This window comes from Rhizobium subbaraonis (assembly GCF_900220975.1).
GTDB lineage: Bacteria > Pseudomonadota > Alphaproteobacteria > Rhizobiales > Rhizobiaceae > Mycoplana > Mycoplana subbaraonis.
Genome location: NZ_OBQD01000002.1, coordinates 364,156 through 384,744, shown reverse-complemented (window position 1 = coordinate 384,744; position 20,589 = coordinate 364,156). Strand labels below are relative to the sequence as shown.

The window sequence follows — 20,589 nt, the reverse complement described above, 5'->3', positions numbered from 1 at the left end:
CATTCGGCAGACGCCGCGCGAAAACAGCGCCTTACGCCAATTCCTTGCCCGACGCGCGAAAAGGCCCGCCTGTGGAGGCGGGCCTTCTTGCTGGCCCTTCGGCCGGTCTTCCCTGGGAGGAATTATTCTGCTGGTTGCAGCGAGGGAACAGGGGTCTGCTCTTCCGCCGGCCGTCCTGCCAGCGCCTCGTTGAGCTTTTCCACGTCCAGTTCGTTTTCCCAGCGAGCCACGACGATGGTGGCGACGGCGTTGCCGACGAAGTTCGTCAGCGCGCGGCACTCCGACATGAACCGGTCGATGCCGAGGATCAGCGCCATGCCTGCGACCGGAACGGACGGCACGACGGAAAGCGTCGCAGCGAGCGTGATGAAACCGGCGCCGGTGATGCCGGCAGCACCCTTGGAACTCAGCATCGCGACGAGCAGCAGCAGGATCTGGTCGCCGATCGACAGGTCGATGCCGACAGCCTGCGCGATGAAGAGCGCTGCGAGGGTCATGTAGATGTTGGTGCCGTCGAGGTTGAACGAGTAGCCGGTGGGGATCACGAGGCCGACGACCGAGCGCTTGCAGCCGGCGCGCTCCATCTTCTGCATCAGCCCTGGCAGGGCGGCCTCCGACGACGAGGTGCCGAGCACGAGCAAAAGCTCTTCCTTGATGTAGCGGATGAGCGCCACGACGGAGAAGCCGTTGTAGCGGGCGACTGCTCCGAGCACGACGAACACGAACAGCAGCGAGGTGATGTAGAAGGTGGCGATCAGGAACGCCAGATTGGCGACCGAACCGATCCCGTACTTGCCGATGGTGAAGGCCATCGCGCCGAAGGCGCCGATCGGTGCAGCCTTCATCAGGATCGCCACGAGCCGGAAGATCGGCGCGGTCAGCGCGTGGAGGAAATCGACGACCGGCTTGCCGTGGTCGCCCACCATTCCGAGCGCGATGCCGAACAGGACGGAGAAGAACAGCACCTGCAGGATATCGCCATCGGCGAACGCGCCGACGATCGTCTGCGGGATGACGTTCATCAGGAAGCCGGTGATCGTCGATTCATGCGCCTTGGCGGCGTAGCTCGATACCGCATTGGCATCTAGCGTCGCCGGATCGATGTTCATGCCGGCGCCGGGCTGGACGACGTTTGCCACTACCATGCCGACCACAAGGGCGAGCGTGGAAAACGTCAGGAAGTAGATCATCGCCTTGCCGGCTACGCGGCCGACCTTCTTCAGGTCGGACATGCCGGCGATGCCGGTCGCGACCGTGAGGAAGATCACCGGAGCGATAATCATCTTCACCAGCTTGATGAAGGCGTCGCCGAGCGGCTTCAGGCTGGCGCCGAATTCCGGATAGTAGTGGCCGACCAGCATGCCGGCGATGATCGCGACGATGACCTGGAAATAGAGGTGCCGGTAGAAAGGCAGCGGCGCGCGCGGTGCCTCTGATGCAGATGCAATGTTCATGATGTCCTCCTTCGTGCCCTCACCACTATTGGCTCTTCCCGGGGCGGATGGCTGGTATGGTCGGGAGGTCAGCAAACGGCGTGCCAGAATGCGAAATGTTGCAATAAGACGTTGAATATAAACAATTTCAGCGATTGCTTGTTATGACGCTCTAGGTGATAATGTGCGAAAGTCCGCACAAATCATCTTGAGAAATGTGCGGATTTGTGCTCAGAATGGCGGATGATCGAGGCCATCTCATCCATGTTCGCCGGGTCGCGCCGGTGGATCAGGCGGACGTGGCTGCTCTTTGCGTTGATTGCGCTCGTTCTCTTCCTCGCGACGGTGCATTTCGCGGGGATCTATGGGCGGGCTTCAGCCCTGTCCTCGCTGGAGGCGCAGGGGCGTGCCGAGGCGAACCTTAAGATCTCCCTGCTTCGCGCCGTGCTCGAGCGCCCGCGCGCGCTGCCCTTCGTGCTGTCGCTTGACCGCGACGTGCAGGAAACCCTGGCGTCCGGCGATGCGACCAGCCGGCAGGCGCTGGACCGGAAGCTCGAGGATCTGGTGGTCGGGACCAGCGCGTCGGTGCTCTACGTCATCGACACGACGGGCGTTGCCATTGCCGCCAGCAACTGGCGCGAGCCGACGAGCTTCGTCGGCATCGACTATTCCTTCCGCGAGTACTTTTCCAAGGCGATGAAGGACGGTACGGCGGAGCATTTCGCCCTCGGCAACATCAGCAAGCGCCCCGGGCTCTACATTTCCCATCGCGTCGGCCCGGCCGAGGCGCCACTCGGCGTCGTCGTCGTCAAGATGGAGTTCGACCAGCTGGAAAGCGCCTGGCGCGACACGCAGCGCCCCTCCTACGTCACCGACGCAAACAATGTGGTGCTGATTACGAGCATTCCATCCTGGCGTTTCATGACGACGATGCCGCTGCCGCCGGAGAGGCTGGCGGCCATTCGCCGAAGCCTGCAGTTCGGCGAGGCGCCATTGGTGCCCCTGCCCTTCGCGCAGGTCGAGCGGCTCGGAGACGGAACCAGCGTGGTGCGCACAGTGCTTCCGGGGAGCAAGGCGGAGGATTACCTTCGGCTCGTCGCCCCGGTGGCTTCCACGCCGTGGCAGTTCGAGTATCTGGCGCCGATCGACGCGGCGGTTGCGGCGGCCGAGCGGGAGGCACGGCTTGCCGCCCTCCTCGGGCTTGGCGGACTGCTTCTTGCGGCAGCGATTTGGCTGCGCCGGCGAGAGGGGCTGATTGCGGCACGCGTGCGCGAGCAGCGGGCGCGCGAAGATCTCGAACGGCGTGTGATCGAGCGCACCGCCGATCTCAGCCTTGCACGCGATCGGCTGCAGGCGGAGATTTCCGGTCACCGCGCCACCGAGGCCCAGTTGCAGACGGTGCAGCAGGATCTCGTCCATGCCAACCGGCTGGCGATCCTAGGGCAGGTCGCTGCCGGCGTTGCCCACGAGATCAACCAGCCGGTCGCGACCATCCGCGCCTATGCCGACAATTCGAAGGTCTTCCTGGAGCGGCAACAGACCGTCCCGGCGATCGAAAACCTCGAACTGATCGCCGGTCTGACGGAGCGGATCGGTGCGATAACCGCCGACCTCAAGGCGCTGGCGCGCAAGGGCCGCGCGGAGGCCGCGCCCGTTGCGCTGGCGGACGTTATCGACGGCGCGGTGATGCTTCTGCGCAGCCGCTTCACCGGACGCCTGGAGCGGCTCGCAATCGAAATGCCGCCGCCTGGTCTGGAGGTGATGGGAAACCGGCTGAGGCTCGAGCAGGTCTTCATCAATCTCTTCCAGAACGCGCTGGAGGCGGTTGAGGACCGGCCGGACGGGCGCGTCGGCGTCACCGTCTGTCAGGCGGACGGCGAAGTCGTGGTCGCCGTCGAAGACAATGGTCCCGGCATTGCGACGGAAATCCTCGATGTTCTTTTCGAGCCCTTCAACACCTCCAAGGAGAAAGGCCTCGGCCTCGGCCTCGTCATCTCCAAGGACATCATTGCCGACTATGGCGGGCGCATCGAGGTGGAGAGCGGGGCAGACGGAGCGCGCTTCCGCGTACATTTGCGAAAGGCTGGAAAATGAGCGCCTCAACACCGGTGATGCTCGTCGACGACGACCGCGACCTGCTGCGGGCGACCGCGCAGACGCTGCAGCTCTCAGGCTTCGACGTCGTGCCGCTGTCGTCCGCGGCAAAGGCGTTGCCGGCGATCGACGCAGGCTTCGAGGGGGTGGTGGTCTCCGACATCCGCATGCCCGGCATGGACGGTCTGGAGTTCTACAAGCGCATCCGGGCCATCGACGAGGAGATCCCTGTGATCCTGGTGACGGGCCACGGCGATATCCCGATGGCCGTGAACGCCATCCGCGACGGCGTCTATGATTTCATCGCCAAGCCTTTTCCGGCCGAGCAATTGAACCAGTGCGTCCGACGTGCGGCGGAAAAGCGGCGGCTGGTCATGGAGAACCGTCGCCTGCGCGAGGCTGCGAATGCTGCCGGTGACGATCTTCCGTTGATCGGCCAGACCCCGGCGATGGAGCGCCTTCGCCAGACCCTGAGGCAGATCGCCGAGACCGATGTCGACGTGCTCGTGACCGGAGAAACGGGCAGCGGCAAGGAGGTCGTCGCCCGCCTGCTGCATGACTGGAGCCACCGGTCGGGCGGCAATTTCGTGGCACTGAACTGCGGGGCGCTGCCGGAACAGATCATCGAAAGCGAGCTCTTCGGCCACGAGCCCGGCGCCTTTACCGGCGCCCAGAAGAAGCGCGTCGGGCGGATCGAGCATTCGAGCGGGGGAACGCTGTTTTTGGACGAGATAGAAAGCATGCCGCTTTCCGCCCAGGTGCAGATGCTGCGGGTTCTCGAAATGCGCGAAGTCACGCCGCTCGGTACCAACGAGGTCCGGCCGGTGAACCTGCGCGTCGTCGCTGCCGCCAAGGTCGATCTCGGCGATCCGTCGCAGCGCCGGACATTTCGCGAAGACCTCTATTACCGTCTCAACGTGGTCGCCGTCACCATTCCGCCATTGCGGGAGCGGCGGGAGGACGTCCCGTTGCTATTCAGCTATTTCGCCGAGCGCGCGGCACGGCGCTTCGGGCGTGCGGTGCCAAAGCTGTCGCCGGCGACGGCGAGGCATCTGGCCGAGCACGCCTGGCCCGGCAATGTGAGGGAGCTTTCGCATTTCGCCGAGCGTGTCGTCCTGGGCCTCGAGCCTGCGGCTACCGCAGCGAATGTGCCGGCCTCCGGCGATGGGCCGCCCGAAACCCTTCCCGAACGGCTCGAAAGTTACGAGGCGAAGATCATTCGCGAGACGCTGCGCTCGTTCGAAGGCAACGTACAGCAGACCGTCGCCGCCCTCGGCATTCCGCGCAAGACGTTTTACGACAAGCTCCAGCGCCACGGGATCGTTCGCAGCGACTTCGCCGGCAAGGCGCCGTGAGAACGCCGCGGACATGCTGGCTGAACGCTGTGTTCACCGCGGCAGGCATTCTTTTGCCGTGCTGCGCAGGCGCGCGCTCTTGCAATAGGTGGCTGTCTGGACCTATGTTGGAGACGTTCTCAGGGCGGGGTGCAATTCCCCACCGGCGGTATCGGGAGAAATTCCGGAGCCCGCGAGCGCTTCCGGTCCACAGCCGGAAGGTCAGCAGATCCGGTGAGAGGCCGGAGCCGACGGTATAGTCCGGATGGAAGAGAGCAACGCGGCAGGCGCTTTCCGTGTGAAGGCTGCCGATGCTTGTTCGCCCAAGGGATTTTCGCTCGCTTGCGAGCGGTACAAAACGGCCAGTTCGCTGGCGGACCCTTGAAAGGCTACGGAAATGACGCTTTCGAAAATTGAAGATGCGATCGCAGCAATCGGCCGCGGCGAGATGGTTGTGGTCGTGGATGACGAGGACCGGGAGAACGAAGGCGATATCGTCATCGCCTCGCAGACCGTAACCCCCGCCTCGATCGCCTTCATGATGAACCATGCGCGCGGGCTGATCTGCGTGTCGATGGAAGGCGCGCGGCTTGATGCGCTCGATATCCCGTTGATGGTTCCCAACAATACCGATTCCCACAAGACGGCGTTCACGGTGTCGGTCGACTACCTTCCGACCACGACGACCGGCATTTCCGCCGCCGAGCGTGCGGCGACCGTCCGCGCGCTCGTGGACGAGGCGTCGAAGCCGGAAGATTTCGCGCGACCGGGCCATATCTTCCCGCTGCGGGCCAATCCACACGGCGTGCTCGGCCGGCCGGGCCACACCGAGGCTGCCGTCGATCTCGCCCGCCTGGCGGGACTTGCGCCTTCCGGGGTGATCTGCGAGATCGCCAACGACGACGGTACCATGGCGCGCCTGCCACAGCTGAAGGCGTTCGCCGAAAAGCACAACCTTCTTCTCGTATCGATCGAGGACCTGATCTCCTATCGCCGGCGGATCGAAGCCGCTGAGGTCGAGATCCGCTCCGTGGCCTGAGGGACGCTGATCCGAAGCTCCGCCCGCCGGCACGTTTCGGCGGGTGACACCAGCTTTTCACGGCCGCAGCACCATTTCGGCGCCGAGAAGCGCGAGCCCGAGCAGGAAGAACAGGCGGAACGTTTGCGGGCTGACCCTGTCGCGGACGCGCTGGCCGACCCACATGCCGGCCAGCGCGGGAACCACGGACAGCAGCGACAGCACCAGATTGTCGGCACGAAATGCGCCCCGCCAGATGAGTGCAGCAGCCAGAGCAACGGTCGACACGGTGAAGGACAGGCCGAGCGTCTGGACGAGCTCGTCCTTCTCGAGTTCGAGCGACTGGAGATAGGGCACGGCCGGGATCACGAAGACGCCCGTCGCACCCGCGACGAGGCCGGTCGCAAGACCGGCGGCCGGCGAGAGCCACCTCTCCAACATCGGCGGTACTCGGATCTGACGAGCCAGCAGCGTATAACCCGCATAGATGACGAGTACGCCGCCCAGCGCCTTCGTGGTGGCGTCCGTATCGCCGCTCGCCAGCATCGCGGATCCGGCCAATGTGCCTGCGACGATCGCCACCATCATGCTGCGGAAGCGGCGAACCAACGGGCCGAGGCCCGGGCCGGTTGCCAACTGCCAGACATTGGTGACGAAAGAGGGAACCAGCAGCAGTCCGGCGGCGGCAAGCGGGGAGATCAGCGCTCCGAGCAGTCCCATCGCCACGGTGGGCAGCCCCATGCCGGTGACGCGCTTCACGAAGCCCGCGGCCGCGAACGTGATGAAGGCGACAGCAGGGAGAATGAGCGGATCGACGGTCATGCGTCGTGGATAGTGCATTCCGGGCGCCACGCAATGCGGAAGAATCGCAGCTAGCCTTCGGCTGGTCCGAAGGCTAGGCGTGCGTTATGCTGCCGCCCATGCGCTTCGACCTGATTGACCTCAAGCTGTTTCTCGCCGTGGTGGACGCCGGCAGCATTACCCGTGGCGCGGTGGACTGCGGCCTTTCGCTGTCTGCCGCCAGCGAACGCCTGAGAGACCTGGAAGCCGATGGCGGCGTAGCACTACTGGAGCGCGGGCGGCGCGGCGTGACGCCGACAAGGGCGGGCGAGGCGCTTGCCCATCACGCCCGCCTTATCCACCGTCAATTGGGGCAGATGCGGGGCGAACTTGCCGAACACGCGGCAAGCGTGCGTACGACGGTCCGGCTGCATGCCAACACGGCGGCGGTGGCGGAACTGCTGCCGCCGCGCCTCGCGCCCTGGATGGCGGCGCATCCGCGGGTCGATGTGGAACTGAAGGAGCGGCAAAGCAACGAGATTGCCCGTGCGGTGCGGGCGGGCCTTGCGGAGATCGGCATCCTCTCCGATGCCGTCGACACGTCGGGTCTCACGCTGCGGCCGTTCGCCGTCGACCGGCTGGTCGTGGTCGCAGCGCCGGACGATCCTTGCACTGCAGAAAAGGCTCTTTCCTTCTCGCGGATCATCGATCGGCATTTTGTCGGTCTTGCCAGCGGCGCGCTGCAGGATCACATCGAACTGCAGGCTGCCAAGGCGGGATACAGGCTTAGGATGCGCCTGCGCGTGGCCAATTTCGAGGGCATTTGCCGCATGGCGGCGGCAGGCGTCGGGGTTGGCATCGTCCCGGAGACGGCCGCGCGCCGGCATCGCGGAACACCGAAGCTGGCAATCGTCCGGCTCACGGACGATTGGGCGGTCCGCCGGCTTGCGATCTGCACCCTGTCGCAGGAGGAACCGGCTGCCCCCGCCCTGGATCTCGTGGAGCATCTCGCAGCCTTTCCACCCTCTTCGCGCGGCAGATAGTCAAATCGGCAGCCGAGCTGGAGGGGGTTAACTGAACAATCTCGTCCCCTCACTGGGTCCCAGACATTGCGGCGTCTGACGCTGCGGTGCAGCGACGATTGTCTCTTGCCATGTTGAGTGAATTGCGTATCACTAAACATATTGCTCAACATGGCGGAGTGAGGGCCGTGCCGGGCATGGAGGTGCAGGGAGTTTTCCGAAGGGCGGCGTGGGGCTTCCTTTCGAATCTGGGAGGATTTCATGAAAACGATGTGCAGACCCCTTCTTGGGGCAACGATGGCGCTTGGCCTTTCGACGGCCTTGCCGAGTCTGGCGCAGGCCGACGAACTGACGCTCTGCTGGGCGGCCTGGGACCCGGCCAATGCGCTGGTCGAACTGTCGAAGGACTTCACCGCGCAGACCGGCACGCAGATGAAGTTCGAGTTCGTGCCCTGGCCGAATTTCGCCGACCGCATCCTCAACGAGCTGAATTCCGGCGGCAAGCTCTGCGATCTCCTGATCGGCGACAGCCAGTGGATCGGGGGCTCGGCCGAGAACGGCTACTACGTCAAGCTCAACGACTTCTTCGACAAGGAAGGCATCAAGATGAGCGACTTCGCCGAAGCCGCCGTCAATGCCTATTCGACCTGGCCGAAGGGAACGCCGAACTACTGGGCGCTGCCGGCCATGGGCGATGCAAACGCCTGGTTCTACCGCAAGGACTGGTTCAGCAAGCCGGAGATCCAGGCCGAGTTCAAGGCCGCGACCGGCCGCGACCTGGCGGCGCCGACCACCTGGGATGAGTTGCTGGAAACGGCCAAGTTCTTCAACGGCAAGGAGATCGACGGCAAGAAGGTGTATGGCGCGGCGATCTTCACCGAGCGGGCCTCGGAAGGCATCACCATGGGTGCGACGCAGGCGCTCTATCCCTACGGATTCAAGTACGAGAACACGCCCGGCAAGTACGACATGGACGGCGCGGTGAACTCGGAGGGCGCGATCAAGGGACTGGAGGCCTACAAGGAACTCTACAAGTGCTGCACACCTCCTGGCTACACCGACGCCTATATGGGCGAGACGCTCGACGCGTTCAAATCCGGCCAGGCGGCGATGGCGATGAACTGGTTCGCCTTCTTCCCCGGCCTTGCCAAGGATGAGAACGTCGGCGGCGACAAGATCGGCTTCTTCGTCAACCCGAAGGAGGCGACCGCGGCCTCGACGCTCGGCGGACAGGGCATCTCGGTCGTCGCCAACACCGACAACATGGACGGTGCGCTGGCCTACATCAAATGGTTTGCCCAGCCGGACGTGCAGAAGAAGTGGTGGCAGCTCGGCGGCTATGCGGTGCACAACGACGTGCTGAACGATCCCTCCTTCAAGGACAGCCAGCCCTTTGCGGCCGACTTCCTAGTTGCCATGAACCAGGTGCAGGACTTCTGGCAGGAGCCGGCTTACGCCATCCTGCTTCAGTCGGCGCAGAAGCGGTTCCACGACTATGTCGTGGCCGACCAGGGCACCGCCAAGGAGGCGCTCGACGGGCTGGTCAAGGACTGGACCGAGATCTTCGAGGACGAAGGGAAACTCTGATTTCCTCCCGGTGGGCCGCCCGGCGCCGTCCGGGCGGCCCCGCCGCAAGCGACCTCCCCGAGCTTCAAGGTAAAGTCCGTGATCAATTCCGATACGACCATTCTGGAGAAGGAGCCGGAACGGGCCGCGGCGTCGACGCCCGTGTCGCTCGCCCGGCGCATCGGCGGCCTCTCCGATCGGGCCATCGCCTGGCTTTTCATCACGCCCACGATCGCGCTGCTTCTGGCCATCAACATCTTTCCGTTGATCTGGGCGATCCGTCTCTCTTTCACCAACTACCGTGCCAACCGGCCGAACGCCGTGCTGGAGAACGTCGGCCTGCAGAACTACCAGCGGGTGCTGACTGATTCAGACATCTGGATCGCGATGCAGACGACCGCCCATTTCGTTTTCTGGACGATCCTGCTGCAGACGCTGATCGGTTTTTCGCTGGCCTACCTGATCGACCGCAAGTTCCGCGGCCATGCCTTCTGGACGACCGTCATCCTGATCCCGATGATGCTGTCGCCGGCCGTGGTCGGCAACTTCTGGCGGTTCCTCTACCAGCCGCAGATCGGCCTCTTTAACTATATCGTCTCCTACATCACCGGCGTGCCGCCGTCCTCGTTCGAGATGCTCGGCTCCGTGTCGCTGGCGCCCTGGTCGATCATCATCGTCGATACCTGGATGTGGACGCCCTATGTGATGCTGATCTGCCTGGCGGGTCTTCGCTCCATCCCCGACTACATCTACGAGGCGGCGGAGGTGGACCGGGCGTCGGCCTGGCGTCAGTTCTGGTCGATCACCATCCCCATGGCGCTGCCCTTCATCATGCTGGCGGTGCTCTTCCGCGGCATCGAGAACTTCAAGATGTTCGACATGGTGATGCTGCTCACCGGCGGCGGGCCTGGTTCGACCACGGAAGTCGCCTCGATCACGCTCAAGCGCGAGGCCTTCGAGAGCTGGCGGACGGGGCGTGCCTCGGCCTTTGCCATCATCCTCTTCGTCGCCGTCTTCGGGCTCGCCAACATCTACGTCAAGGCACTGAACAGGGTGAAGCAGAGATGAGCAACGCCACTTCAGCCCATTCCGTCGTCGAGCCGAGTGCAACGACCAAGCGTATCGCCGGCATCATCGTCGTGGTCTATGCGATCGTCACCATGGTGCCGCTGGCCTGGATCTTCATGACCAGCTTCAAGTCGCCGCCGGATTCGATCAGCTACCCGCCGAAGCTCGTCTTCACGCCGACGCTGGAAGGCTACTGCAATCTCTTCACCACCCGCACCCGCCAGACGGCGGAATACATCGAGTCCTTGGGGCCGCCGCAGTCGACCTGCGACGAGATCACCCGCAGCCGCAACATGGTCATCGCCGGCCCCTCGAACTACTGGCCGCGCTTCACCAATTCCATGGTGATCGCCTTCGGCTCGACCTTCCTCGCCGTCTTTCTCGGCACGCTCGCGGCCTACGGCTTTTCGCGCTTCCGCGTGCCGCTCGCCGACGACCTCCTGTTCTTCATCCTGTCGACGCGGATGATGCCGCCGATCGCCGTCGCCATCCCCATCTACCTGATGTACCGCGAACTCGGCCTGTCGGACACAGCGCTCGGCATGATCCTGCTCTACACGGCGGTCAACGTCTCGCTCGCCGTCTGGCTGCTCAAGGGCTTCATGGACGAGATCCCGCGCGAGTACGAGGAGGCGGCGATGATCGACGGCTACACGCGCCTGCAGGCCTTCCGCAAGGTGGTGCTGCCGCAGGCGACGACCGGAATCGCCGCCACCGCCATCTTCTGCCTGATCTTCGCCTGGAACGAGTATGCCTTCGCGGTGCTTTTGACGTCAGGCTCGGCGCAGACCGCGCCCCCCTTCATCCCGACCATCATCGGCGAGGGCGGCATGGACTGGCCCGCGGTCGCCGCCGGCACGACGATCTTCCTCGTCCCGATCCTCGTCTTCACCATCCTGCTGCGAAAACAGCTTCTGCGCGGCATCACCTTCGGAGCGGTGCGCAAATGACAGTAGAGACCTCGCCACTGCCCAAGAAGAAGCGTCCCTTCTTCCTTCGTCGCGGGCCGATGGAGAATATCGCCACCGCGCTGATCGCGCTCGGATTCTTGATGCTGTTCCAGCCGTTCGCGCTGGTGCTCTACACCTGGTCGCTGGTGACGCTTCTCGCCGGCACCCTCATGTTCATCGTCGTCTCGAAGTTTCCGGAGTAGGCAATGGCGGAGATCAGAGTTGAAAACCTGCGCAAGCAGTTCGGCGATTTCGCCGCGGTAGAGGATTCCACCTTCACCGTGCAGGACGGGGAGTTCCTGGCGCTGCTCGGGCCGTCGGGTTGCGGCAAGACGACGACGCTGCGCATGATCGCCGGGCTGGAACTGCCGACCAGCGGCAAGATCCTGCTGGATGGCGAGGACGTCACGTTCAATCGGGCAAGTGCCCGCGACATCGCCTTCGTCTTCCAGCTTTTCGCGCTCTATCCGCATATGAACGTGCGCAAGAACATCGGCTTTCCGCTGCTCTCGCAGGGCGTACCGAAGGCGGAGATCAAAAAGCGGGTGGAGGAGACGGCAAGGCTCCTGCAAATCGGTCACATCCTCGACCGATCCGTCTCGGGCCTTGCCGGCGGTGACCGCCAGCGCGTCGCGCTCGGCCGCGCGATCGTGCGCCGGCCGAAGTGCTTCCTGATGGACGAGCCGCTCGGCACGCTGGATGCGGAATTCCGCGAGGTGATGGTTCACGAACTGCGCGAACTGCATAACCGCATCCATGCCACCACCGTCTACGTCACCCACGACCAGCACGAGGCGATGGCCATGGCCGACAAGATCGCCGTCATGAACCACGGCATCATCGAACAATACGGCACGCCGCAGGAAATCTACGCCCGCCCGGCCTCGATGTATGTTGCCGACTTCATCGGCTCGCCGCCGATGAACTTCCTTCGCTTCCATTCCGGCCTGGAAAACGGTTCCACCAGCGTGACGGTCGGCGAAGTCCCGGTTCGCGTGCCGCAGGTGCATGTGGTGCGGGAGCCGGGCGAGCTTGCGCTCGGGGTTCGACCCGAGCACGTCCGCTTCAGTGAAGCGGCCCCCTTGCGCGGCGCCATCTACGGCAGCGAGTACCTCGGCACCAACCAGATCGTCTCGGTCGAGACGGCGCAAGGCGTGTTGAAGGCGCGCGTGCCAGCAGACCGGGATTTCGCGATTGGCGAGAATGTCGGGCTCGAGCTCGACAGCGAGAAGCTGTCGCTCTTCGATTGCGCCTCCGGCAAGGCCGTCCCCTCTTCTCTCTATGCGGAGGCCCGTCATGGCTGAGATCACGCTCGCCGGCATCAGCAAGGCCTTCGGCGAAACACAGGCCGTCTCGAACGTCAACCTGACGGTGCGCGACGGGGAGTTCGTCGTGCTGCTCGGACCGACCGGTGCCGGCAAGACCACCACGCTGCGCCTGATCGCCGGGCTGGAGAAGCCGGACAGCGGGCGGGTGACCATTGCCGGCCGCGACGTGGTCGGCGAAGCTCCGGCGAGCCGCGACGTCGCCTTCGTGTTCCAGCAGTACTCGCTCTATCCGCACCTGACGGTCTACGAAAACCTCGCCTTCCCGCTGCGCTCGCCCGCGCGGCGGCTGCCGGCCACCGAAATCGACGGACGTGTTCGCGAGGTGGCGAAGATGGTGCGCATCGACCACAAGCTGGAAAACCGCTCGACACGCCTTTCGGGCGGCGAGATGCAGCGTGTGGCGATCGGCCGGGCGCTGGTGCGCAAGCCGGCGATCTATCTGATGGACGAACCGCTGTCCTCGCTCGACGCCAAGCTGCGCGGTGAGCTGCGGCTGGAGCTCAAGCGGATCCAGAGCGAGCTCGGCTCGACGCTGCTCTACGTCACCCACGACCAGATCGAGGCGATGACGATGGCGGACCGGATCGGCATCCTGGCAGAGGGCAGGCTGGTGCAGATGGGCACGCCGCGCGAGATTTACAGCAACCCCGCCAATCTGCATGTCGCCGCCCGCCTCGGCCAGCCGCACATCAACCTGATTCCGGAAGGCCTCCTGCCGGGGGGCAGCGCGCCGGCCGGCACTAAAACCATCGGCGCGCGCACCGAGCATCTGGAGATCGCGCGTTCCGAGCGCGGCAATGCCGAGATCGACTGGATCGAACATCTGGGCGACCAGAACCATCTGCATATCAAGGTCGGCCAACACAGGCTGGTAACGCTGGCCGACCCCTATCTTGCCATCGGTCGGGGCGACCGGATTGATCTGAAACTTCGCAACCCGCTCTATTTCGATGCCGGCGGACAGCGGCTGACGTGACATCGGACGACGCCGCGGCAAGCCCGGCGTCGTCTGCGAACCGAACCTTCCGCACGGCCAGCCGTTGAAGGCCGTGCAACGAACGACAGGACGGATGGTCAGGATGAAGCATTTCTTCAACCGCAGGGAAGACATCGTCACCGAGGCGCTCGACGGTCTGCTGCTCTCGACGCCGGAAGGGCAACTGGCGCGCCTCGACACCTATCCCGCAATCAAGGTGATCGTCCGCGCCGACTGGGACAAGTCGAAGGTCGCCGTCATCTCCGGCGGCGGCGCCGGCCATGAGCCCTCCCACGCCGGCTTTGTCGGTAAAGGCATGCTGACGGCTGCGGTCTCCGGCGAGATCTTCGCCTCGCCCAGCGTCGATGCGGTCCTGACGGCGATCCGCGCCGTGACGGGCGCCCCCGGCTGCCTGCTGGTGGTGAAGAACTACACTGGAGACAGGCTGAACTTCGGCCTGGCCGCGGAAAAAGCGCGCGCCGAAGGTTTCAGGGTCGAGATGGTGATCGTCGCCGACGACATCGCCCTTCCCGACCTGCCGCAGCCCCGCGGTGTCGCGGGCACCCTGTTCATCCACAAGATCGCCGGTCACATGGCCGAAGCCGGCGAAGAACTGGACGCGATAGCCGTGGCTACACGGGCGGCCGCCGCCGACATCGTCTCGCTTGGCATGTCGCTCTCGACCTGCTCCATCCCGGGGCAGGCGCACGAGGACCGGCTCGGCCCGAACGAAGGCGAGCTCGGCCTGGGCATTCATGGCGAGCCGGGCGCGGAGCGGATCGCGCTGCAGCAAGCGGCGGCGATCGTCGCCACGATGGTACAACGGCTTGACGGGATGATGCCGGCTGGCCGGCGCCACGCGCTTCTGATCAACAATCTCGGCGCCGTGCCGCCGCTGGAAATGGGCCTGATCGCCAAGGCCGTGCTCGATTCGTCGCTGGCCGACCGGGTCGATCTGATCCTCGGCCCGGCTCCGCTGATGACCGCGCTCAACATGAATGGGTTCTCGCTGTCTCTGATTGCGCTCGACGAGGCCCGCGCGGCGGCTTTGACGGCGCCCGTTGCACCTCGCGCATGGGTGGAGCCCGTGCGACGGCATGCGCTTTCCGTGCTGCCGGCGCCAAAGGCGGTCACCGCTGTTCCTGCAGGCTCGAATGGGCGGAGCGAGGTTACCGGAGATGCCGCCGCCGCCCGGGTCGTCGAAGCGATCTGCAACAGGCTGATTTCGCTGGAGGCGGATCTCAACCGGCTCGACGCGCGCACCGGGGACGGCGACACCGGATCGACGGTCGCGACCGGCGCCCGCAGCGTGCTTGCGCTCTTGCCGAAGCTGCCACTTGACGACCCAGCCGCGACCTGCGGCGCGATCGGCGATACCCTGGGCACCAGCATGGGCGGCTCCAGCGGGGTGCTGCTGTCGATCCTGTTCACGGCTGCGGGAAAGAAGCTGGCCGATGGCGGCGACTTCGCGCAGGCGCTCTCGGCCGGGCTGGAACGGGTGACCTTCTACGGCGGCGCCGTGCCGGGCGACCGCACCATGGTCGATGCGCTGGCGCCGGCGGTCCGGGCGCTGGCGAGCGAGGGTCTTGCGGCTGCCGCTCAGGCGGCGCGGCAGGGGGCCGCCGCCACCGGGTCCATGATGCGGGCCAAGGCGGGTCGTTCCGCCTATCTCGCCGCGCGCGATCTGGAGGGCGTGCCGGATCCGGGTGCGGAAGCCGTGGCCGCGGCTTTCGAGGCAGCTGCAGGGGCGCACGTCTGACAGGTGGAGGGATGAGTGCACGGGGATCGTTCGACACTTGCCGGCCTGATAGAGGCGTGCCGCGAGGCGATCGCCGCGAATGCCGAGCACCTGTGCGCGCTCGATCGGGCAATTGGCGACGGTGATCACGGCACGAACATGAAAAGAGGCTGCGAGGCCGTCTATGCGGAGCGGGACGAGCTTGATGCGCTGCCGCTGGCGCGCGCGCTGGAACGGATCGGAATGACGCTGGTGATGACGGTGGGCGGAGCCGCCGGCCCGCTCTACGGAACGCTGCTGATCGAGATGGGCCGCAGGATGGAGGGCGGGCGCGCCTGCGACATGCTGGTGCATGCGCTGCCGGCGGCCGTGGACGCGGTCGCGCGACGCGGCCGGTCGCAGGCGGGCGAAAAAACCTTGCTCGACGTGCTTTACGCGGTTCAGTCAGAGGTACTAAAGCAGGAGCCGCCGGCGCGGATTGCGGCAGCCGCCGGCATGGCGGCGCGGGGCACGATCGCGATGAAGGCCATGCGCGGGCGTGCCGCCTTCCTGGGCGACAGGTCGATCGGACATATGGATCCCGGGGCCTGCAGTTGTGCACTTTTGACGGATACGATCTGTCGCTACATCGGGGAGACCCAATTCGCATGAAGGTCAATGGTGCACATGTCGGCATCGTCATCGTGTCGCATTCGCCGCTCATCGCGCGCGGCACGGCGGACATGGTGCGCCAGATGGTCGGCGACAGCGTGCCGCTCGCATGGTGCGGCGGCAACGCCGACGGCGGCCTCGGCACCAATGTCGGGGATATCGTGGAGGCGATCTCCGCGGCCTGGTCGGAAGCGGGCGTGGCGGTCTTCGTCGATCTCGGCGGGGCCGAAACGAACAGCGAAATGGCGATCGAAATGCTTGAGCCGGCGCGGGCGCGGCGCGTGCTCATCTGCAATGCGCCGCTGGTGGAAGGCGCTGTGATGGCCGCTGCCGAGGCCTCCGGCGGCGCGGCTCTCGCCCGCGTCGTCGCGACGGCGGAGGAGCTTTCTCCATGACGCGGCGCGTGAGCCAACCGGAGGGTTCGTTGCCTACGAACCGTGCCGTCTGCGCGCGGGTCGAGGTGACCCACGACATCGGCCTTCACGCCAGGCCGTCGGTCGCCTTCACGCGTCTGGCCAAGTCTTTTCCCTGCGCGATCGGTGTCGAAGTCAACGAAGACGGCGTGTGGCTGAACGGCAAGAGCATCGTCAAAATCATGGGCGCCCGCATCCGCAAGGGCTTCGTCCTTTCCATCAAGGCGGACGGTGCCGGGGCAGACGAGGCGGTGCGGGCGCTATGCGCCCTCGTCGAGCGCAATTTCGACGAGGAGAAGCCGCATGCCCGAAGCGCTTAGGCTGGCCGGGCGTGGAGCCTCGCCGGGACGGGCTCGTGGTCCTGCCCATGTAGCTGCCGCCGTTGCGCCGAGCGGAGGGCAGGGCGAGGTTCCGACCGACCGCGACGTCGAGAGGCTGGCCGATGCCGTCAACGGCACGATCGACCGGCTGCGCGCACTCGCCGAGACCGCAGACTTGCAGAGCGGTGCCATTCTGGAATTCCAGATCGAGATGCTGCGCGATCCGGCGATCGTCAGGCCGAGCTTCGCGCGCATCCGCGTGGGCGAGAGTGCTTCGCGTGCCTGGGTGGCGTCGATGGACGAATATGTCCATGGCTTCGAGGCGTCGGAGGACGAACACATCCGGGCCAGAAGCAGCGACATGCTGGACATTCGCAACCAGGTGCTTGACATGCTGCTCGGTCAGGTGCCCGCGGACTTTCCGAAAGGCTCGGTATTCGTCGGCCGCGATATGGCGCCCAGCCAGTTTCTGGCGCACGACTGGTCTGCAGGCGGAGCCATCGTCCTTTCCGGCGGCAGTACGGCCAGTCATGTGGCGATGCTGGCACGAAGCCGCGGCGTGCCGATGGTGGTCGGGCTGGGCGAGTTTGCCATCGAAGACGGGACGAGACTTTTTGTCGATGGTGAGGAAGGCCTGGTCGAGCGCGACGAAGGAACGTTGCGACTCGCCGCCAACGAGAACGCGGCCGCCATCGGCGCTCCGGCCCCGCCGCCTCGTGAGCACGCACCGACCGAACCGGGGCGGACGGCGGACGGCGTGCTCGTCCAGGTGATGGCGAATATCGGCCATCCATCCGAACTGCGTGGGCTTTCGCCCTCGGCCTGCGATGGCATCGGGCTCTTCCGCACCGAGTATCTGGTGACGTCGCCCCGCGATTTCGACGACGAAGACCGGCAGGCACGCTACTATTCCGAGGTTTTGGCTTGGGCCGCGGGGGCGCCGGTAACGATCCGCCTCTTCGATTTCGGCGGCGACAAACCGCTTCCGCGCGCCTCCGTGGACCCGGCATCCTATCTCGGCCTACGCGGCATCAGGCTGCTGCTGGCCCGGCCCGACATATTGCGGGTGCAGGTGCGCGCCCTGATGCGCGCCGCCCCTTATGGCAATCTTCAGGTACTGGCGCCGATGGTGACGTCGCCTGATGAGCTCGCGCAGACCATGGAGATTTTCGCCGATGAAGCCGAAGATCTGGCGATGCGGGGCACCGCGCATGGCATGCCGCCGCTCGGCATCATGCTGGAAGTGCCGGCTGCGGCGCTGATGCCGGAGACTTTTGCCGACGCTGCGTTCTTCTCCTTCGGGACCAACGATCTCGCGCAGTATCTCACAGCCGCGGCACGTGGCGAGGCAGCCGTTTCCCACCTGCACGAGGCCTCCACTGCAGCGACGATGCGGTTCCTCTCGCATACCGTTCCCGCAGCGCTGGCAACCGGCAAGCCGGTCGGGCTGTGCGGTGACCTGGCGACGGAGCCGAGCCTGCTGCCAGAGCTGCTGTCGTTCGGCTTCCGCGCGTTTTCGATGCCGCCGACGCGCATGGCGCTTGTGCGCGAGACGCTTGCGCGCATGAACGCGGATGGCAGCAAGGCCGGGAGCTGAGATGGCACGCGAGACAAGCGACGATGCAACGGTCGCCTACAAGGCGATCCTGGCTGATATCATCGACAGCCGGCCTTCCGGCACGCGCCAGCGGCTGGCCGCCGCCTTGGGCAAGCACCGCAGCTTCGTCACGCAGATCACCAGTCCCGGCTACCCGACCCCCCTGCCCGCCCGCCACCTGGCGACAATCTTCCGGGTTTGCCACATGAGCCCGCCGGAGCAGGAACGATTTCTGACGGCCTACGAGCAGGCGCACCCCGGCAAGCTGCCCGAAGTCGCCGCCACCGACGGCTTGCGCACATTGTCGCTGATGGTGCCGGATCTGGGGGACGAACGGAAGAACAGGCAATTCGACGAGGCGGTGTCGGAGTTCATCGCAAGGCTTGGCGGCCTGCTTTAGGCGAGCGCCGGCCGGCGGACGGCTGCCGCTTGAGGTGGAGGGCGGGCTTGATCTAGGATCGTGCCTGCGCGGAGGAGGAGCATGAAGAAGTTCATGAACCGGGCGGACCAGATCGTTGCCGAGAGCCTGGAGGGTTTCGTGCGGGCTCACGACGACGTGCTGACGTTCGGCAACGGCAGCCGCAATGTCCGCCGCCGCCAGTTGCAACCCGGGAAGGTTGCCGTCATTTCCGGAGGCGGTGCCGGACATGAGCCGATGCATGCGGGGCTGGTGGGGCACGGCATGCTCGATGCGGCCTGCGTCGGCCATGTCTTCACCTCGCCGACGCCGAACCAGATCCTCGACGCGATCGCGGAATGCGATACCGGTGCGGGGGTGCTGCTGATCGTCAAGAACTACGATGGCGACGTGATGAACTTCGACATGGCGGCCGAAATGGCGATCGAAGCCGGCCACCGCATCGAGACGGTCATCGTCAATGACGACATCGCGGCCTATGAGGCGGCGCGCAGTTCGGGACGGCGCGGCGTCGCGGGCACGCTGATCGTCGAGAAGACGGTGGGGGCAGCGGCCGAGGCCGGGCACTCGCTTGAGGAGTTGAAGGCGCTCGGGGCGCGGACGGTCGCTGCGACGCGCAGCATGGGGGTCGCGCTCAGGGGGGCGACGGTGCCGGAATCCGCCCGCCAGACCTTTTCGCTCGGGCCGGACGAGATGGAGCTGGGTGTCGGCATTCACGGCGAACCGGGTCGGTCGCGGATCGCGTTTCGGGACGCGGATGCGATTGCGGCACTGATATGTGAAGAGCTCTTCGCCGAACTCGCGGCTCCGCGAGACAGCCGGACGCTGCTCTTCGTCAACGGCTTCGGTGGCACGCCGGTTTCCGAACTCTATCTGATGTATGGCGCCGTTCGAAAGCTGGTGGAGGCGCGGGGCCTTGTCGTTGCGCGATCGTTGGTCGGCACCTATGTGACGTCGCTCGACATGGCCGGACTTTCCGTGACGTTGTCGGTCCTGGACGCCGATCGCCTGAATTTCTGGGATGCGCCGGTGGCCGCGCCGGCGCTTCGCTGGGGGTGTTGAACCCGTCGGGGCGGTCGCCGGCTACTTGTTGTAGAGCGAGCGTGACCGCTCCAGGTGCTTCAGGATGGCAGCCTCGGCGCCGTCCGCATCGTTGGCGGCGAGGCGAGCGAGAATCTCCTCGTGCTCGACCAGCGTGAATTTCTCCTTGCCGGTCCAGATCAGCATGTCTGTGTGATATTCCCTCAGCCAGGCCAGCATCGCTTCACTGACGGCGATGAAGATGGGATTGCCGGAAATCTGCGCTATGCGTGTGTGGAACTGCATATCGGCGGAGATGAAGGCTTCGGCGTCTCCGAGCGACGCGCGCTGTTGCTCGATGATGGCGTGCAGTTCGGCGATGTCGCTCTGCTTCGCCCGCTGCGCCGCTTCCCGCGCCATGCCGCGTTCGAAGAAGATGCGCGCGCTTTTCAGGTGCTCGAGGCTGTCGGTCGATTGCGACAACATGATCTTGGCGGTCAGATCAACCTGGCGGAAGATCGATCGCGCGGTGACCTTCTGCACCTTGGCGCGCTCGCCGTGCGAGATGTTGACGAGCCCCATGTTGGCAAGCGACTGCATGGCCTCGCGGATGGCAGGCCTGCCGACGCCGAAGCGCTCCATGAGAACCCGCTCCGAAGGCATTTCGTCACCGGGCTTCAACTCGCCGGAAGTGATCATACGCTCCAGTCGGTCGAACACTTCGTCGGAAAGCTTCCGACGAACAATCGGTTCGCTGACCTGGATCATGGCGTCTCGCTGTCTCAATCTTGCCTCCCCTGCGGCGCCGCCCGTCATAAGTGCGGAGGCGCTGCAACACATTCGATGTGCGCCTGACTGTCCCT

The 20,589-nt window shown here is 65.3% G+C and carries 20 protein-coding genes and 1 riboswitch; of the genes, 17 read left to right on the top strand and 3 right to left on the bottom strand.

The features are described from left to right. Window positions 1–122 precede the first annotated feature (122 nt). Window positions 123–1,454, bottom strand: a complete 1,332-nt coding sequence (locus CRO48_RS04065) for a dicarboxylate/amino acid:cation symporter (protein ID WP_097136549.1) — start codon at window positions 1,452–1,454, stop codon at window positions 123–125. A 222-nt stretch (window positions 1,455–1,676) separates the two neighbouring features. Between CRO48_RS04065 and CRO48_RS04060 the strand changes: the two genes are divergently transcribed. From CRO48_RS04060 to ribB, 3 genes are all read left to right on the top strand, one after another. Next, a complete protein-coding gene (locus tag CRO48_RS04060; RefSeq protein WP_097136547.1) occupies window positions 1,677–3,527 on the top strand; it encodes a sensor histidine kinase in 1,851 nt (616 codons plus the stop codon). After that, entirely contained in the window at window positions 3,524–4,882 is a 1,359-nt protein-coding gene (locus CRO48_RS04055; protein WP_097136545.1) for a sigma-54-dependent transcriptional regulator, read from the top strand. The genes CRO48_RS04060 and CRO48_RS04055 overlap by 4 nt, the downstream gene beginning before the upstream one ends. A gap of 111 nt (window positions 4,883–4,993) precedes the next feature. Then, window positions 4,994–5,142, top strand: a riboswitch (FMN riboswitch). Window positions 5,143–5,258: 116 nt separating this feature from the next. After that, window positions 5,259–5,900, top strand: a complete 642-nt coding sequence (ribB, locus tag CRO48_RS04050) for a 3,4-dihydroxy-2-butanone-4-phosphate synthase (protein ID WP_097136543.1) — start codon at window positions 5,259–5,261, stop codon at window positions 5,898–5,900. Between the two features lie 57 nt (window positions 5,901–5,957). Here the strand turns inward: ribB and CRO48_RS04045 are convergent, their stop codons facing one another. Beyond that, entirely contained in the window at window positions 5,958–6,719 is a 762-nt protein-coding gene (locus CRO48_RS04045) for a sulfite exporter TauE/SafE family protein (protein WP_245423417.1), read from the bottom strand. 68 nt (window positions 6,720–6,787) lie between these two features. Between CRO48_RS04045 and CRO48_RS04040 the strand changes: the two genes are divergently transcribed. The 14 genes from CRO48_RS04040 (at window position 6,788) to dhaK (ending at window position 19,768) form a co-directional block, all read left to right on the top strand. Continuing rightward, window positions 6,788–7,702 (top strand): LysR family transcriptional regulator, encoded by a 915-nt coding sequence (locus tag CRO48_RS04040; RefSeq protein ID WP_245423416.1) that lies wholly within the window; start codon window positions 6,788–6,790, stop codon window positions 7,700–7,702. A 240-nt stretch (window positions 7,703–7,942) separates the two neighbouring features. Next, window positions 7,943–9,268, top strand: a complete 1,326-nt coding sequence (locus CRO48_RS04035; RefSeq protein ID WP_097136539.1) for an ABC transporter substrate-binding protein — start codon at window positions 7,943–7,945, stop codon at window positions 9,266–9,268. Window positions 9,269–9,367: 99 nt separating this feature from the next. Continuing rightward, the gene (locus CRO48_RS04030; protein ID WP_407071889.1) at window positions 9,368–10,315 is read left to right on the top strand and encodes a carbohydrate ABC transporter permease; all 948 of its coding nucleotides are present in this window, start codon (window positions 9,368–9,370) and stop codon (window positions 10,313–10,315) included. After that, entirely contained in the window at window positions 10,312–11,265 is a 954-nt protein-coding gene (locus CRO48_RS04025; protein WP_097136537.1) for a carbohydrate ABC transporter permease, read from the top strand. The genes CRO48_RS04030 and CRO48_RS04025 overlap by 4 nt, the downstream gene beginning before the upstream one ends. Next, window positions 11,262–11,468, top strand: a complete 207-nt coding sequence (locus tag CRO48_RS04020) for a hypothetical protein (protein WP_097136535.1) — start codon at window positions 11,262–11,264, stop codon at window positions 11,466–11,468. Before CRO48_RS04025 ends, CRO48_RS04020 begins: the two co-directional genes overlap by 4 nt. A gap of 3 nt (window positions 11,469–11,471) precedes the next feature. Beyond that, window positions 11,472–12,569, top strand: coding sequence for an ABC transporter ATP-binding protein (locus tag CRO48_RS04015; RefSeq protein ID WP_097136533.1), 1,098 nt, complete (start codon window positions 11,472–11,474; stop codon window positions 12,567–12,569). Further along, window positions 12,562–13,569, top strand: a complete 1,008-nt coding sequence (locus tag CRO48_RS04010) for an ABC transporter ATP-binding protein (RefSeq protein ID WP_097136531.1) — start codon at window positions 12,562–12,564, stop codon at window positions 13,567–13,569. Before CRO48_RS04015 ends, CRO48_RS04010 begins: the two co-directional genes overlap by 8 nt. A 103-nt stretch (window positions 13,570–13,672) precedes the next feature. After that, complete coding sequence (locus tag CRO48_RS04005; protein WP_097136772.1) at window positions 13,673–15,328, top strand: dihydroxyacetone kinase subunit DhaK; 1,656 nt, start codon at window positions 13,673–13,675, stop codon at window positions 15,326–15,328. 15 nt (window positions 15,329–15,343) lie between these two features. Further along, complete coding sequence (dhaL, locus tag CRO48_RS04000) at window positions 15,344–15,958, top strand: dihydroxyacetone kinase subunit DhaL (RefSeq protein WP_097136529.1); 615 nt, start codon at window positions 15,344–15,346, stop codon at window positions 15,956–15,958. Then, complete coding sequence (dhaM, locus tag CRO48_RS03995) at window positions 15,955–16,353, top strand: dihydroxyacetone kinase phosphoryl donor subunit DhaM (RefSeq protein WP_097136527.1); 399 nt, start codon at window positions 15,955–15,957, stop codon at window positions 16,351–16,353. Before dhaL ends, dhaM begins: the two co-directional genes overlap by 4 nt. Continuing rightward, on the top strand, window positions 16,350–16,691 hold the full coding sequence (locus tag CRO48_RS03990; protein ID WP_097136525.1) for an HPr family phosphocarrier protein: 342 nt from the start codon (window positions 16,350–16,352) through the stop codon (window positions 16,689–16,691). The genes dhaM and CRO48_RS03990 overlap by 4 nt, the downstream gene beginning before the upstream one ends. Then, window positions 16,675–18,288 (top strand): putative PEP-binding protein, encoded by a 1,614-nt coding sequence (locus CRO48_RS03985; RefSeq protein ID WP_097136523.1) that lies wholly within the window; start codon window positions 16,675–16,677, stop codon window positions 18,286–18,288. Before CRO48_RS03990 ends, CRO48_RS03985 begins: the two co-directional genes overlap by 17 nt. Before the next feature lies 1 nt (window position 18,289). Beyond that, window positions 18,290–18,688, top strand: a complete 399-nt coding sequence (locus tag CRO48_RS03980; protein ID WP_097136521.1) for a hypothetical protein — start codon at window positions 18,290–18,292, stop codon at window positions 18,686–18,688. A gap of 81 nt (window positions 18,689–18,769) precedes the next feature. Continuing rightward, window positions 18,770–19,768 (top strand): dihydroxyacetone kinase subunit DhaK, encoded by a 999-nt coding sequence (gene dhaK, locus CRO48_RS03975; protein ID WP_097136519.1) that lies wholly within the window; start codon window positions 18,770–18,772, stop codon window positions 19,766–19,768. Window positions 19,769–19,789: 21 nt separating this feature from the next. On the opposite strand, the gene CRO48_RS03970 is transcribed toward dhaK, so the two are convergent. Next, window positions 19,790–20,494 (bottom strand): transcriptional regulator NanR, encoded by a 705-nt coding sequence (locus CRO48_RS03970; protein ID WP_097136517.1) that lies wholly within the window; start codon window positions 20,492–20,494, stop codon window positions 19,790–19,792. Between the last annotated feature and the right edge of the window lie 95 nt (window positions 20,495–20,589).

Excerpts from the sequence above, each read along its gene's own strand:
- CRO48_RS04065 (WP_097136549.1), bottom strand. The coding sequence starts at position 1,454 with ATGAACATTGCATCTGCATCAGAGGCACCGCGCGCGCCGCTGCCTTTC.
- CRO48_RS04060 (WP_097136547.1), top strand. The coding sequence starts at position 1,677 with ATGATCGAGGCCATCTCATCCATGTTCGCCGGGTCGCGCCGGTGGATC.
- CRO48_RS04055 (WP_097136545.1), top strand. The coding sequence starts at position 3,524 with ATGAGCGCCTCAACACCGGTGATGCTCGTCGACGACGACCGCGACCTG.
- ribB (WP_097136543.1), top strand. The coding sequence starts at position 5,259 with ATGACGCTTTCGAAAATTGAAGATGCGATCGCAGCAATCGGCCGCGGC.
- CRO48_RS04045 (WP_245423417.1), bottom strand. The coding sequence starts at position 6,719 with ATGCACTATCCACGACGCATGACCGTCGATCCGCTCATTCTCCCTGCT.
- CRO48_RS04040 (WP_245423416.1), top strand. The coding sequence starts at position 6,788 with ATGCTGCCGCCCATGCGCTTCGACCTGATTGACCTCAAGCTGTTTCTC.
- CRO48_RS04035 (WP_097136539.1), top strand. The coding sequence starts at position 7,943 with ATGAAAACGATGTGCAGACCCCTTCTTGGGGCAACGATGGCGCTTGGC.
- CRO48_RS04025 (WP_097136537.1), top strand. The coding sequence starts at position 10,312 with ATGAGCAACGCCACTTCAGCCCATTCCGTCGTCGAGCCGAGTGCAACG.
- CRO48_RS04020 (WP_097136535.1), top strand. The coding sequence starts at position 11,262 with ATGACAGTAGAGACCTCGCCACTGCCCAAGAAGAAGCGTCCCTTCTTC.
- CRO48_RS04015 (WP_097136533.1), top strand. The coding sequence starts at position 11,472 with ATGGCGGAGATCAGAGTTGAAAACCTGCGCAAGCAGTTCGGCGATTTC.
- CRO48_RS04010 (WP_097136531.1), top strand. The coding sequence starts at position 12,562 with ATGGCTGAGATCACGCTCGCCGGCATCAGCAAGGCCTTCGGCGAAACA.
- CRO48_RS04005 (WP_097136772.1), top strand. The coding sequence starts at position 13,673 with ATGAAGCATTTCTTCAACCGCAGGGAAGACATCGTCACCGAGGCGCTC.
- dhaM (WP_097136527.1), top strand. The coding sequence starts at position 15,955 with ATGAAGGTCAATGGTGCACATGTCGGCATCGTCATCGTGTCGCATTCG.
- CRO48_RS03990 (WP_097136525.1), top strand. The coding sequence starts at position 16,350 with ATGACGCGGCGCGTGAGCCAACCGGAGGGTTCGTTGCCTACGAACCGT.
- CRO48_RS03985 (WP_097136523.1), top strand. The coding sequence starts at position 16,675 with ATGCCCGAAGCGCTTAGGCTGGCCGGGCGTGGAGCCTCGCCGGGACGG.
- CRO48_RS03980 (WP_097136521.1), top strand. The coding sequence starts at position 18,290 with ATGGCACGCGAGACAAGCGACGATGCAACGGTCGCCTACAAGGCGATC.
- dhaK (WP_097136519.1), top strand. The coding sequence starts at position 18,770 with ATGAAGAAGTTCATGAACCGGGCGGACCAGATCGTTGCCGAGAGCCTG.
- CRO48_RS03970 (WP_097136517.1), bottom strand. The coding sequence starts at position 20,494 with ATGATCCAGGTCAGCGAACCGATTGTTCGTCGGAAGCTTTCCGACGAA.